This window comes from Gammaproteobacteria bacterium (assembly GCA_036383255.1).
GTDB lineage: Bacteria > Pseudomonadota > Gammaproteobacteria > Natronospirales > REEB76 > DASUBN01.
Window position 1 is genome coordinate 60,284 of the sequence record DASVOS010000011.1, and the last position, 13,247, is coordinate 73,530.

The following is a 13,247-nucleotide window of genomic DNA, read 5'->3' on the forward strand; positions in this document are numbered from 1 at the left end:
GCGGTCAGTGCGGCTTGCCGTCGGCTCCATCATAGCCGCAGAACACGTAGTCGTTGCCGAACTGCGGCTCGAGCCGGCAGTGGAAATGCTCCCGGTCCACCGGCCGGTACTGCGGTTCCGGCAGGGCCATAGTGCCGCCCGGCCCGCCCAACGCCGGCTGCGAGGCCTGCCGCATCATCTGCTCCGACCGCCACTGGCGGTAGGCCCGGCTGTTCACCAGGTTCCAGCGGCACTGCACGTAGCCCGGGTCGGGGTAGCTCAGCCCGTGCTCGGCGCAGTACTCGTGGTCCAGCCGGTTATCGGACAGCTCCGTGGCATGCCCGCCGCCGAAGCTCGCGCAGCCCGCGAGGCAGAGCAGGAGGCAGGATATCCAGCACGCTTTCATGGCATCGCTCCTTGCGCGCTACTCGTGGCGCAGCGCTTCGATGGGGTTGAGGCGTGCCGCGCGGCGCGCCGGGAAGAATCCGAACAGGATGCCCACCGCCGCGGCGAAGGTGAAGGCCAGCAGCACTACGCCGGGGCGGAACACGAACGGCACGCCGAGGGCGCGGGCGCCGGCGGTGCCGGCCGCGAGCCCCAGCACCACGCCGAACAGACCGCCCAGGGACGCGAGCACGATCGCCTCCACCAGGAACTGGCTCAGCACGTCGCGCTCGTAGGCGCCCACCGCCAGCCGGATGCCGATCTCGCGGGTGCGCTCCGTGACCGAGACCAGCATGATGTTCATGATGCCGATGCCGCCCACCAGCAGCGAGATGCCCGCCACTGCGCCCAAGAGCAGCGTCAGCACCCGCGTGGTGCCGGTGAGCATGCTCACCAGTTCCTGCATGTCCATGACGAAGAAATCGTCGTCCTTGCCCGGCGCGATGTGGCGCCGCTCGCGGAACAGCGCCTGCAGGTCGCTCTTCACCTTGGCGGTGGAGACGCCGTCGCGCGCCGACACCAGGATGCCACCCACGTCGGTGTTTCCGGCGATGCGCCGCTGGAACGTGCGCAGCGGCACCAGCACGTAGTCGTCCTGATCCGCGCCGAAGCCGGTCTGACCCTTGGGCTTTATCACCCCGACCACCCGGCACGACAGGTTCTGCAGCCTGACGTCGCTGCCCGCCGCCTGTTGCCGCCCGAACAGCTTCTCGTGCACCGTGCCGCCCAAGAGGCACACGTTGCTGCCGGCGCGTTCCTCGCTGGGCGTGAAGGTCCGGCCCTCGGCCAGGGCGAGGTCCCGTATCCTGAGATAGTCGCTGGTGGTGCCCACCAGCACCGTGGACCAGTTGCTGTTGCCGTAGATCGCCTGGGTCATACTGGTGGCGAAGGGGGTCACCGCCTTCAGGCCGCCGATCTGGTTCGCCACCGCGTCCACGTCCGCCTGCTTGAACATCGGCGCCGTGAGGCTCATGCCGCCGCCGCGCATGCCCTGTCCGGGCCGCACCTGCAGCATGTTGCTGCCGAGGTCGGCGATGTCGGCGGTGACCTTGGCGGTGGCGCCGCTGCCGAGCGTGACCATGGCGATCACCGCGCCCACGCCGATCACGATGCCGAGCGTGGTCAGCGAGGAGCGCAGCACGTTGCGCCGGATGGCGCGCAGCGCGAGTTGCACGGCGTTCCAGAGCATCAGGCCGCCTCCCGGTGGTTCTGCCGGTCGTCCTCGATGAGTCCGTCCCGGAAGCGCACCACGCGCCCCGCGTAGGCCGCCATGTCGGGCTCGTGGGTGACCATCACGATGGTGAGGCTGCGCTCGCGGTTGAAGCGCGTCAGCAGCTCCATGATCTCGCGGCTGCGCGCGGTGTCCAGGTTGCCGGTGGGCTCGTCCGCCAACAGCACGGCCGGGTGCGTCACCACGGCGCGGGCGATGGCCACCCGCTGCTGCTGCCCGCCCGACAGCTCCGCCGGGGTATGCCGGCCCCAGTCCTCCAGCGCGACGCCGGCGAGCGCCTCTAGCGCCCGTGCGCGGCGCTCGGCCGCCGGCAGGCCCTGGTAGATGAGCGGCAGCTCCACGTTCTCCAGCGCCGAGGTGCGGTTCAGCAGGTTGTAGCCCTGGAACACGAAGCCGAGCTGGTGGCGCCTCAGCAGCGCGCGCTGGTTGGAGCTCAAGGTGCCCACGTCCACGCCCTCGAACAAGTAGCGGCCCGAGGTGGGCACATCCAGGCAGCCCAGGATGTTCATGCAGGTGGACTTGCCGCAGCCGCTCGGCCCCATCACCGCCACGAACTCGCCGGCGCGGATGGAGAGGTCGATGCCCCGCAGCGCCGGCATGGCAGCCTGTCCCGTGCCATAGACCTTGGTGACGCCGCGCAGTTCGATCAGGGGCGAGGCCGTGCTCATTTCTTGGCCGCCGTCATGTCCGTGATCACCGGCATGCCTGGCTCGAGGCCGCCGGACAGCACCTGGGTGCGGCTGCCGTCGCTGGCGCCGATGACGATGCGGATCGAAGCGGGCTGTCCGTCGCGCAGGACCCAGATGTCACGCTCCGTGCTGGTGGGCGCGCGCGTCACCTGCAGCAGGGAGCGCGGCGGATGCGGCAGCAGGCTGCCCACCAGTCCGTGGGATCCTTCCTCCGTCTCCGGCGGCTGGAAGCGCAGCGCCGTGTTCGGCACCAGCAGAGCGTCCTGGATCTTCTTCACGGTGATGGTGGCGGTGGCGGTCATGCCGGGGCGCAGCAGCAGCTCACGGTTGTCCACCATCAGCACCGCCTGGTAGGTGACCACGCCCTGGATGGTCTTGGGGCCGAAGCGCACCTGGGTGAGCTTGGCCGGGAAACTGCGGTCGGGATAGGCGTCGACGCTGAAGCTCGCCGGTTCGCCCTCCTTCACCGAGCCGATGTCCGCCTCGTCCACGTCCACGTCCAGTTCCATGTGAGCGAGGTCCTGCGCCAGCGTGAACAATACCGGCGACTGGAACGCGGCGGTCACGGTCTGGCCGGGTTCAGCGGCGCGCGTGAGCACGATGCCGTCGATGGGCGAGCGGATCACGGCCTTGGAGAGGTCGGTCTCGGCGACCTTGAGCGCCGCCTCGGCCCGCTCGGCCTCCGCCGCTGAGGCCGCCAGCGCCGCCCGCGCCCGGTCAAGCGCGGCGCGCGCCTCATCCTCGGCTTCCTGGGAACAGAGGCCCTTCGCGTGCAGCGTGCTGCAGCGCCAGAGCGCGAGTTCGTCCATCTTCACCACCGCCTGGGCGTCGGTGGTGTGGGCATCCGCCGCGTTGCGGGCGGCGCGCGCCTGGGCCGCGGAGGCGGAGAGCTTGTCGGTGTTGATGCGGGCCAGCACCTGGCCGGCACGCACCCGGGTGTTGTAGTCGGCCTCGACCCGCTCGATGGTGCCGGAGACCTCGCTGCCGATGTCCACCTGGGTCACCGGCGCGAGCTGACCCGTGGCCGTGACCGTCACCGTGAGCGGGCCGTGGACTGCCGCCGTGGTGCTGTACGTGTAAGTGGGCTGCCTGCCGCGCAGCATGAGATAGGCGGCGGCCGCGGCCGCGAGTGCCAGCAGCACGGCGCCGGCCGCGATCCTCAGCCTGCGCCGGCGGCGTGCGGCGGTGTCCACCGGGAACGTCTCCCCGCCGTGCTCATCCTGCGGGGCGGGCGATGCGGGTTCGTGCAGCAGGGTCTGCATGTCAGGCCTTCACCGCGGCAAGGAACGCATCCAGCCGGCGGCGGTAGTCCGCCTGCTCCAGCTCCTGTGAGGTGACGCCGAGGCTCGCCTTCAGCGCCGCGCCCGCCAGGCGTGCGGCTTGCTGCGCGGCGTTCTCGACGCCGCGTCCGCCGTAGGTGCATACGTAGGCCAGCGATTTCATCTCGCCGCGGTGGCGCGCGGCATAGCTCTGCATGGGCGCCGCCAGGCGTTCCATCCAGACCGGCGCCGCCAGCACCACGGTGTCGTAGCCTTCCAGATGCCTCTCGTCTCCCACGATCGGCGGCCGGCGGTTGAACATCACGTCCAGCACGCAGCGCAGCGCGCCGAAGGCCCCGTCACGCGGATGACGGTCCCTGATGTCCTGCCGGTCCCAGCCGGTCATGCCCACGATCTCCTGCACCAGGGATGCGGTGTAGCCGGAACGCGAATAGCAGACCACCAGCACCCGGCTCATGCGCGCGACTCCGCTTCCTGGCGGCGCTGCTCACCGACGATCGCGGCCACGGTGCCGAGGTTGGAGGCCATGAGTTGCAGCACGTCGTCGAGGGCGAAGATGCCGATCAGGTTGCGGCGCCTGTCCACCACCGGCACCCGCCGCACGCCCAGGTCGCGCATCGCGTCCAGGGTGTCCTGGATCTCATCCTCCTCGGAGGCCACCAGGGGGTCCTGGCTCATGATGTCGGCGACGGTGAGCCCGTCCGGGTCCACCCTCTTGGCCACCACCTCGACCACGATGTCACGGTCCGTGACGATGCCCACCGGCTCCCGGTCGGGATCGCCGGACGCGGTCACCACCAGGTCGCCCACGTGGTACTTGCGCATCAGTTCCGCGGCGCGCTGCGCCGTCTCATCCGCGGTGATGTAGATCACCACCCGGTTGCATACGTCTCCGATGTTCATGACTGCGCCCTCATGGAAGCCGCGATGCGGCTGCATGGGGCTAAGGTAGGCTCCCGCCGGCCCGGGTGCCTTGATCTGGGTCAGCTACGGGGCGCCCCGGCGCAGGGGCAGGCTGACCCGCACCACCCCGGGCTGGTCCGGCAGCACGGCCTCCCGGAAACCCAGCTTCCGGCACAGGCCGCGCATGGCGGCGTTGTCCGCCAGCACCACCCCGAACAGCTCGCCGATGCCCTCGCCGCGCGCGTAGTCAGCGAGGCGCTGCAGCATCTGCGAGCCCAGTCCCCGGCGCGCATAGGCCTGGCGCACCAGCAGCGCGAACTCCGCGTGTTCCCGCCCGGGATCGGCCGCGAGCCGCGCCACGCCCTCGATCCCGGCGGTGCCCGGCGCGCCCGGCCCGGTCAGCACCAGCGCCATCTCCCGGTCGTAGTCGATCTGGGTGAGCCGCGCCGCCAGCGTGTGAGGGAAAGCCTTCATGGGCACATGGAAGCGCTGGCGCACCTCCTCCGGTGTCAGCAGGTCGAAGGTGCGGGCCAGGGCCGGCTCATCCTCCGGCACGATCGGCCGCAGCCGGAAACGCTCCCCGTCGCGCGCGGTCAGCGTCTGCTCCAGTTGCCGCGGATAGGGGCGGATCGCGAGCCGCGCGCCGCCGGGCGCGGCCGCCGGCCCGAGCTTGACCCGCGCGTCCAGCGCCAGCACTCCGGCGGAATCCGCGAGCAGCGGGTTGATGTCCAGTTCCGCCACCTCCGGCAGGTCCGCCGCGAGCTGCGCGAGCTTCACCAGCGTCAGCGCCACCGCGTCCAGGTCCGCCGGCGGCCGGTTGCGGTAGCCCTCGAGCAGCTTGTGCACCCGCGTGCCGCGCATGAGTTCGCGCGCCAGGTGCAGGTTTAGGGGCGGCAGGCCCAGGGACTTGTCGTCGAGTACTTCCACTGCGGTGCCGCCCTGGCCGAACAGGATCACGGGGCCGAACTGCCGGTCGCTGACGATGCCGGCGATGAGCTCCTGTGCCTGCGGACGCTTCACCATCGCCTGTACCGAGAAGCCGGCAAGCCGCGCCTCGGGATGGCTGCGCTGCAATGCCCCGCGCATGCGGCGCGCGGCCTCGCGCACGGCGTCCGCGTCCGGCAGGTCCAGCATCACGCCGCCCACGTCGGACTTGTGCGTGATATCAGGCGACACGATCTTGAGCGCATAGGGTCCGGAGAACTTGCGCGCCGCCTCCGCGGCGGCGTCCGGATCCGGCGCGAGACGCGTCGGTACCGTCGGGATCGCGTAGGCCGCCAGCAGCTCCTTGGACTCCACCTCCGAGAGCCAGGCGCGGCTCTCCGCGAGCGCCGCCTGCAGTATGCGTCTCGCGCCCGCCGTGTCCGGCTCGAACTCCGCCGGCAGCGACGGCGGCGTCTGCATCAGCATCTCCTGGTTGCGCCTGTAGTCCGCGAGGTGCATGAAGGCCCGCACCGCCTGCTCCGGCGTCTCGAAGTTCGGCACGCCGCGGCCGGACAGCACGCGCCGTGCCTCCATCACCGATTCGCCGCCCACCCAGCTCGCCAGGATCGCCGGGCCTTGCCGCGCTGCGGCCATGTCCGCCACCGCCGCCGCGGCCTCGCCGGGATCGCTCACTCCGGTGGGGCAGTAGAGCGCCAGCACCGCGTCCACCTCCGGCGCCGCCGCCAGCGCCTGCAGCGCCGCGCGGTAGCGCGCACCGTCCGCGTCGCCGATGATGTCCACGGGATTGGCGCGCGACCAGGTGGCGGGCAGCGACGCATCCAGCGCCGCGAGCGTCGCGCCCGGCAGCGCGGCCAGCCGGCCGCCGCATTCCATGAGCGCGTCCGTCGCCATCACCCCCATGCCGCCGCCGTTGGTGAGGATCGCCAGGCGGTCCCCGCGCGGCGGCTCCTTCAGCGTCAGCACGTCCACAGCGTCGAACAGCGCCGCCAGGTCCGGCACCCGCAGCATACCGGCGCGGCGGAACGCCGCGTCGTACACCGCATCTGCGCCGGCCAGCGCGCCGGTATGGGTCGCGGCGGCCCGCGCCGCCGCCTCGTGCCGTCCGCTCTTCACCACGATCACCGGCTTGATGCGCGCGGCGGCACGCGCGGCGGACATGAACTTGCGCGTGTGCACCACGCCCTCGATGTACAGCAGGATCGCCCGGGTGCCGCCGTCGCCCGCCAGATAGTCCAAGAGGTCCGCGAAGTCCACGTCCGCCATGTCGCCCAGCGAGATCATGTGCGAGAAACCGATGCCGCGCGGCTGTGCCCAATCCAGCACCGCGGTGAGCAGGGCCCCGGACTGGGTGATGAACGCGGTGTGGCCCGGCCGCGCCGCGCTGCGGCTGAAGCTCGCGTTCAGGCCGCGCCCCGGGATCAGCATGCCGATGCAGTTCGGCCCGATGATGCGCAGCCCATGGGGACGCGCCGCGTCCAGCATCGCCTGCTGCAGGGCCTCGCCCGCACCGGCGCGCTCACCGAAACCGGCGCTTACCACGATCGCGGCGCGCGTGCCGCGCGCCCCGAGTTCATGCACCAGACCCGGCACGGTGCCGGCGGGCGTGCAGATCACCGCGAGCTCCGGCGCCTCCGGCAACGAGGCCACGTCCGGCCAGCAGGGCCGGCCTTCGATGGCCGTGTGCTTGGGATTGACGAGATAGACGGGCCCCTGGAACTGTCCGGCCAGGTTGCGGGCCAGCACGTAGCCCACCTTCGCGGGATGGGTGCTGGCTCCCACCAGGGCCACGCTGCGGGGCTGCAGCAGGCAGGCCAGGTTGCGCGTGGTCACGTCCCAAGTCTCCCTTTTCCGATGCTTAATCCTACGCCGCCGGCGGGCCGCGCCGGGGCCGCTCCCTTGACCTAGATCATCGCCCGCCGGGCCGCGCGGGCCCAAGCTGGCAACGTCGCAATCTGGAATGGAGCGCCCATGAGCAAGCAACCCCGGATCATGGTGATCATGGAGGGCAAGCCGCGCCACAGCCCGGCGCTGCTGCGCGCCCTGTCCTTGGCCATCCGCATGGGCGCCAGCCTGCACCTGCGCTCTTTCGACTACCTGCGCAGCCTCGAGCACGCGGCGAGCCGCGGTTTCGACCTATCTGCCTACCTGCGGGGCCGCCGCGCGGAGCTCGAGGAGTTCGCCGGGACTCTCCCCGCCGAAGGCGCCCCGATCGATACCCAGGTCGTCTGGGGCCGGCCGCTGGCCGAGAAGATCATCTACGAGGTGCTGGCCCTCGAGCCGGACCTCGTCATCAAGGACGCCCCCGGACACACCGACCCCCGCCACACGCTGCTGGACAGCATCGACTGGCACCTCCTCAACGAGTGCCCGGCGCCGCTGATGCTGGTGCGTCCGCGTGCCGCGAGCCTGCCGCGCCGCATCGTCGCGGCGGTGGATCCGCTGGACGAGCATGGCAAGCCTCACGCGCTCAACGACCGCATCGTGGGCACCGCCGCGGCCCTCGCCGCCCAGTGCGGCGCCGAGCTCGACGTGGTGAATGCGTTCGAATACGTCCCGGCCGCCGGCGAGTGGGAATATGCCGGCCTGATGCCGGACCTCACCCTCTACGGCGAGCTGCGCAAGGTGCACGCCGAGGGGCTGTACCGGCTCGGCAAGGACCACGGCGTCCCGCCCGCGCACATGCACATCCTTGACGGCGAGGCCGCCTACTGCGTCACCGGGTTCGCCCGGCAGCACGGTGCCGACCTCGTGGTGATGGGCAGCATCTACCGCACCGGTCTCAAGCAGCTCTTCCTCGGCAGCACCGCAGAGGGCGTCTTCGACACGTTGCCCTGTGATGTGCTGCTCATCAAGCCGGACGGGTTCGCCGCCGAGCTGCAGTCCCTGCTCGAGCAGGGCAAGGCCCGGGCCGCCTGACGGCATGACGCATGGCAAAAAAAGGGAACACACCATGAACCACTTCGACTTCAGCCGCCTCGGCTTGCGCCTTGCGCTGCTGCTCGCGGCCCTGTCGCTGGCCCCCCAGGCCCTCGCGGTGCCAAGCTTCGCCCGCCAGACGGGGCTTGCCTGCAACATCTGCCACAGCACGCCCCCGGAGCTTACCTCCTTCGGCAGGCTGTTCAAGCTGAACGGTTACGTGCTCACCGGCATCAAGCAGATCCAGTCGGGTGAGTCCGGCCAGAACCTCAGTATCAACGAGCTGCCGCCGTTGTCCGCCATGGTGCAGATCGCGGACACGCTCACCAACAAATCGCAACCCGGCTCGCAGAACGGCAACCTGCAGTTCCCGGCGCAACTCAGCCTGTTCTATGCAGGCGCCATCTCCACCAACATGGGCGCCTTCGCGCAGCTCACCTATACCCAGGCTGACGATCACTTCAGCATGGACCTGGCGGATGTGCGCTACGCGGACCATGCCGAGTGGTTCGGGTCCGACACCATCTACGGCATCACCGTCAACAACGGTCCCACCATCGAGGACGTATGGAACTCCACCTCTGCCTGGGGGTTCCCCTGGTTCGGTTCCGAGGTGGCCCCGGCACCCTCCGCCGCGCCGCTTCTGGGCGGCGTGCTGAGCGGGCCGGGCAGCGTGGCCGGCGCCGGTGCCTATGCCTTCTGGGATGACCGCGTCTACGCGCTGTTCAGCCTCTATCGCGCCTCACCCACTGGGGCGGCCCAGCCCATCTCGGATGCCGGCGCCATCTCAGGCGTCGCGCCCTACTGGCGGCTCGCCTACCAGTGGAACGGCGGCAACCCCCTCGAAGTGGGCCTCTACGGCATGCACGCCTCGGTGGACCAGGGCTTCTCGGGTGCCGGCGCACCGGACCTGAACGACGGCTACACCGACTACGGTGTGGACGCGCAGTATGAGATTGCCATGGGCGGCAACATGTTGTCGCTGTACGGTACCTACATACACGAGAAGCAGGCGCTCGAGTCCAGCCATGCTGCCGGTGCCAGCAACCTCGACGATACCCTCAATAGCCTGAACCTGAACGGCCGCTACCATTTCGACTCGACACAGGCTGTGGGTCTCGGCTACTTCTCGACGACCGGCACCACCGACTCGCTGCTGTACGCGCCGGCCGACATCTCCGGCTCCGCTACCGGCTCGCCTGACAGCAAAGGCTGGACACTGCAGTACGTCTACTTGCCGCGCCAGAACGTGCAGCTCGCCGTACAGTACACCCTGTACGACAAGTTCAACGGCGGCAGCAACAACTACGACGGCAGCGGCCGGAACGCCTCCGACAACGACACCCTGTTCCTGCTGCTGTGGGTGCTGTGGTGATCGCGCACCGCGGCCCGGTTGTGGCGCCTGGTGAGCGACTCCTGCATAAGGAGCTCACCCCCGTGCTCCTCCTCAAACTCGCTGCTATGAGCCTGCTCTGGTACCTGTTCTTCGGCCCCTCCCACACCGTGCGGGTCACGCCGGACAAGGTGGGCACGGCCGTGTTCGGCGCGCCGGCCGCGCCACCCGCTTCCCCACCCCGGAGTTGATGCATGGATTCCCTCGATCCGGTCATGCTCTCGCGCCTGCAGTTCGCCCTGACGGCGCTCTACCATTTCCTGTTCGTGCCGCTGACCCTCGGCCTCGCCTTCATCCTCGCCATCATGGAGTCGGTGTACGTCATGACCAGCCGGGAGATCTGGAAGGACATGACCCGCTTCTGGGGCAAGCTGTTCGGCATCAACTTCGCCATGGGCGTCGCCACCGGCATCACCATGGAGTTCCAGTTCGGCACCAACTGGGCCTACTACTCCCACTACGTGGGCGACATCTTCGGCGTGCCGCTGGCCATCGAGGGCCTGATGGCGTTCTTCCTCGAGTCCACCTTTGTCGGCCTGTTCTTCTTCGGCTGGGACCGGCTGTCGCGGGTGCAGCACCTCATGGTCACCTGGCTGGTGGCGCTGGGCTCCAACCTCTCGGCGCTGTGGATCCTGATTGCCAACGGCTGGATGCAGAACCCCGTGGGCGCGGCCTTCAACTACCGGACCATGCGCATGGAAGTGACCAGCATGGCCGAGGTGATCTTCAACCCGGTGGCCCAGGCCAAGTTCGTGCACACCGTGAGCGCAGGGTACGTGGTGGGCGCCATGTTCGTGCTCTCCATCAGCGCCTTCTACCTGCTGCGGGGCCGCCACGTGGCGTTCGCCAAGCGCTCACTGGCGGTGGCCGCCAGCTTCGGCCTCGCGGCCTCCCTCTCGGTGGTGGTGCTGGGCGACGAGAGCGGTTACCTCACGACCCAGGACCAGAAGATGAAGCTCGCGGCCATCGAGGCCGAGTGGCATACCGAGCCTGCACCGGCGAGCTTCACGCTGTTCGGCATCCCGGACCAGGCGGCCCACGAGACGCGCTACGCGGTGAAGGTGCCCTGGGTGCTGGGCCTCATCGCGACCCGGTCCGCCGACGAGCCGGTGCTGGGCATCGACGACCTGACCAAGCGCTCCCGTGAGCGCGTGCACGACGGCGTGCTGGCCTACTACGCGCTGCAGGAGCTCAAGGTCCACCCCGAAGATACCGCCGCCAAGGCCACCTTCGACGCATACCAGAAGGACCTGGGCTATGCCCTGCTATTGACCATGGACGGCGTGGACCCGCTGCGGGCCACCGACGCCGATCTCGACCGGGCCGCCGCGCGCACCGTGCCCAAGGTCTCCGCCCTCTTCTGGTCGTTCCGCATCATGGTGGGCCTGGGCCTCCTGTTCATCTTCCTGTTCGCGTTCGCGTTCTGGGTCTCGGCCACCCAACGCTTCGAGCGCTACCGCTGGTTCCTGCGCCTCGCGTTCTACGCGTTGCCGCTGCCCTGGATCTCCACCGAGCTCGGCTGGGTGGTGGCGGAAGTCGGGCGCCAGCCCTGGGTCATCGAGGGCGTGCTGCCCACCCAGCTAGCAGCTTCCAGTATTTCAGGTTTGCAGGTGCTGGGAAGCCTCTCGGGATTCGTGCTGTTCTACTCCGCTCTGGCGGTGGTGGACGCCTTCCTCATGCGCCGCTACATCCTGTTCGGACCGGATGATGTACTGGCCAAGACCATCGTCGCACCCGAAGAACGCCGCGCGCTGCGCGCGCAGGAGGCCTGACCATGGACTACGAGACTCTACGCCTCATCTGGTGGCTGTTCCTCACGGTGCTTCTCACCGGCTTCGCCGTCATGGACGGCTTCGACCTCGGCGTCGCCGCGCAGCTCCTCTACGTGGCCCGCGACGACCAGGAGCGGCGCGTCACCCTCAACAGCATCGGTCCGGTCTGGGACGGCAACCAGGTGTGGTTCATCCTGGGCGGCGGCGCGGCCTTCGCCGCCTTCCCCATGCTCTATGCGGTGGCGTTCTCCGGCTTCTACGCCGCCATGTTCCTGGTGCTGCTGACCTTCATCGTGCGGCCGGTGGGCTTCGACTTCCGCAGCAAGCTCAACGCCACCGCCTGGCGGCACACTTGGGACCGCCTGCTGAGCGGAGCCGCCATCGCCGCAGCGCTGCTGTTCGGCGTCGCAGTGGGCAACCTGTTCCTCGGCGTGCCGTTCAGCTTCGACTCCGAGCTGCGCATGAGCTATGCCGGCGGCCTACTGGACCTCATCAAGCCCTTCCCGCTCCTGTGCGGCGTGGCCTCGCTGGCCATGCTGCTCATGCACGGCGCCGCCTATCTCGGCATCAAGACCGAGGGCGAGGTGGCGGATCGCGCGCGGCGCGTGCTGCTGGCCGGCTCCGCGGTGCTGGTGGTGGCGCTCATCGTCGGGGGTTTCTGGGTCTCGCGCATGGACGGCTACATGATCCAGGGCACGCTCGACCCGAACGGGCCCTCCAACCCGCTGCTCAAGAGCGTCGTCCAAGTACGCGGCGCGTGGCTCGCGAACTACAACGCCCACGGCTGGATGATCCTGGCTCCGGTGCTGGCCTACCTCGGCGCCTTCATCGCCGCCGGCAGCGCCGTGGCGCGCAACGAGATCACGGCGTTCCTGGGCTCGGCCCTCGCCGTCGCCGGCACCATCTTCACCGCCGGCCTCGCGCTGTTCCCGTTCCTGCTGCCCTCGAGCCTCAACCCTTCCCACAGCCTCACGATCTGGGACGCCTCCTCCAGCCAGCACACCCTGTTCATCATGGTGGTGGCGGTGGCGATGTTCCTGCCGGTAGTGATCCTCTACACGAGCTGGGTGTTCCGGGTGCTGCGCGGCAAGGTGACCACGGCCTACGTGGGCCACAACGACCACAACCTCTACTGAGAGCCAAGGAGACTCGCATGTGGTACTTCAGCTGGATCCTGGGCGTGCTGTTCGCCTGCTCCTGCGGCATCATCAATGCCATGTGGGTGGAGATGCGCCTCGCCGGAGACCACGGCGACGGCCAGCCTGTCCCCGCGCAGCCGCGCAAGCGCACGCCGGCCGGCACAGCCTGATGCTGCTGGCGGCGGCGCTCTATTTCGCGCTGGTGTTCGCGGCAGGCTTCGTCTTGGGTGTACTGCGTACCCTGTGGCTGGCTCCCCGTGTCGGCGGACGGCGTGCCGAGCTCCTGGAGATGCCGCTGATGCTCGGCGTGTCGGCGTTGGCCGCCGCCGCGCTCGCGCGCGGCCCTGCGGCGGAGCTGGTGATGTCCGGGCGCCTTCTCATGGGCGGCTTGGCTCTGCTCATGCTGCTCGGTGCCGAACTCCTGGTGGTCAAGCTCATGCGGGGCATGAGTCTCAGCCGCTACTTCGCCGGGCGCGACCCCGTCGCGCTGGCCGCCTATCTCGTCGCGCTGCTCGGATTCGCGCTCATGCCGGCCGTTGCCGGTGCCGCCACCTGA

At 69.6% G+C, this 13,247-nt stretch carries 14 protein-coding genes; 7 read left to right on the forward strand and 7 right to left on the reverse strand.

What is annotated here, in order from left to right:
- Window positions 1-4: 4 nt before the first annotated feature.
- From VF651_07090 to VF651_07120, 7 genes are all read right to left on the reverse strand, one after another.
- Window positions 5-385: a hypothetical protein gene (locus VF651_07090; protein HEX7965467.1), complete on the reverse strand. Its 381-nt coding sequence runs from the start codon at window positions 383-385 to the stop codon at window positions 5-7.
- An 18-nt stretch (window positions 386-403) separates the two neighbouring features.
- Window positions 404-1,612, reverse strand: coding sequence for an ABC transporter permease (locus tag VF651_07095; protein HEX7965468.1), 1,209 nt, complete (start codon window positions 1,610-1,612; stop codon window positions 404-406).
- A complete protein-coding gene (locus tag VF651_07100; GenBank protein ID HEX7965469.1) occupies window positions 1,612-2,322 on the reverse strand; it encodes an ABC transporter ATP-binding protein in 711 nt (236 codons plus the stop codon). The genes VF651_07095 and VF651_07100 overlap by 1 nt, the downstream gene beginning before the upstream one ends.
- Window positions 2,319-3,605 carry an efflux RND transporter periplasmic adaptor subunit gene (locus tag VF651_07105; protein HEX7965470.1) on the reverse strand — a complete coding sequence of 429 codons (1,287 nt, stop codon included), beginning with the start codon at window positions 3,603-3,605 and terminating at the stop codon, window positions 2,319-2,321. Before VF651_07105 ends, VF651_07100 begins: the two co-directional genes overlap by 4 nt.
- Before the next feature lies 1 nt (window position 3,606).
- Window positions 3,607-4,080, reverse strand: a complete 474-nt coding sequence (locus VF651_07110) for a flavodoxin (protein HEX7965471.1) — start codon at window positions 4,078-4,080, stop codon at window positions 3,607-3,609.
- Window positions 4,077-4,526, reverse strand: a complete 450-nt coding sequence (locus tag VF651_07115; GenBank protein ID HEX7965472.1) for a CBS domain-containing protein — start codon at window positions 4,524-4,526, stop codon at window positions 4,077-4,079. The genes VF651_07110 and VF651_07115 overlap by 4 nt, the downstream gene beginning before the upstream one ends.
- 84 nt (window positions 4,527-4,610) lie before the next feature.
- Window positions 4,611-7,301: a bifunctional acetate--CoA ligase family protein/GNAT family N-acetyltransferase gene (locus VF651_07120; protein HEX7965473.1), complete on the reverse strand. Its 2,691-nt coding sequence runs from the start codon at window positions 7,299-7,301 to the stop codon at window positions 4,611-4,613.
- Between the two features lie 138 nt (window positions 7,302-7,439).
- Between VF651_07120 and VF651_07125 the strand changes: the two genes are divergently transcribed.
- The 7 genes from VF651_07125 to VF651_07155 all read left to right on the forward strand — a co-directional run bounded on the left by VF651_07125 (window position 7,440) and on the right by VF651_07155 (window position 13,247).
- Complete coding sequence (locus tag VF651_07125; GenBank protein ID HEX7965474.1) at window positions 7,440-8,387, forward strand: universal stress protein; 948 nt, start codon at window positions 7,440-7,442, stop codon at window positions 8,385-8,387.
- Window positions 8,388-8,421: 34 nt separating this feature from the next.
- A complete protein-coding gene (locus VF651_07130; GenBank protein ID HEX7965475.1) occupies window positions 8,422-9,762 on the forward strand; it encodes a cytochrome C in 1,341 nt (446 codons plus the stop codon).
- A 62-nt stretch (window positions 9,763-9,824) separates the two neighbouring features.
- Window positions 9,825-9,971 carry a hypothetical protein gene (locus tag VF651_07135; GenBank protein ID HEX7965476.1) on the forward strand — a complete coding sequence of 49 codons (147 nt, stop codon included), beginning with the start codon at window positions 9,825-9,827 and terminating at the stop codon, window positions 9,969-9,971.
- Between the two features lie 3 nt (window positions 9,972-9,974).
- On the forward strand, window positions 9,975-11,552 hold the full coding sequence (locus VF651_07140) for a cytochrome ubiquinol oxidase subunit I (protein HEX7965477.1): 1,578 nt from the start codon (window positions 9,975-9,977) through the stop codon (window positions 11,550-11,552).
- 2 nt (window positions 11,553-11,554) lie between these two features.
- Window positions 11,555-12,688, forward strand: coding sequence for a cytochrome d ubiquinol oxidase subunit II (gene cydB, locus VF651_07145; GenBank protein HEX7965478.1), 1,134 nt, complete (start codon window positions 11,555-11,557; stop codon window positions 12,686-12,688).
- 17 nt (window positions 12,689-12,705) lie between these two features.
- The gene (cydX, locus tag VF651_07150; GenBank protein HEX7965479.1) at window positions 12,706-12,861 is read left to right on the forward strand and encodes a cytochrome bd-I oxidase subunit CydX; all 156 of its coding nucleotides are present in this window, start codon (window positions 12,706-12,708) and stop codon (window positions 12,859-12,861) included.
- Entirely contained in the window at window positions 12,861-13,247 is a 387-nt protein-coding gene (locus tag VF651_07155) for a hypothetical protein (GenBank protein ID HEX7965480.1), read from the forward strand. The genes cydX and VF651_07155 overlap by 1 nt, the downstream gene beginning before the upstream one ends.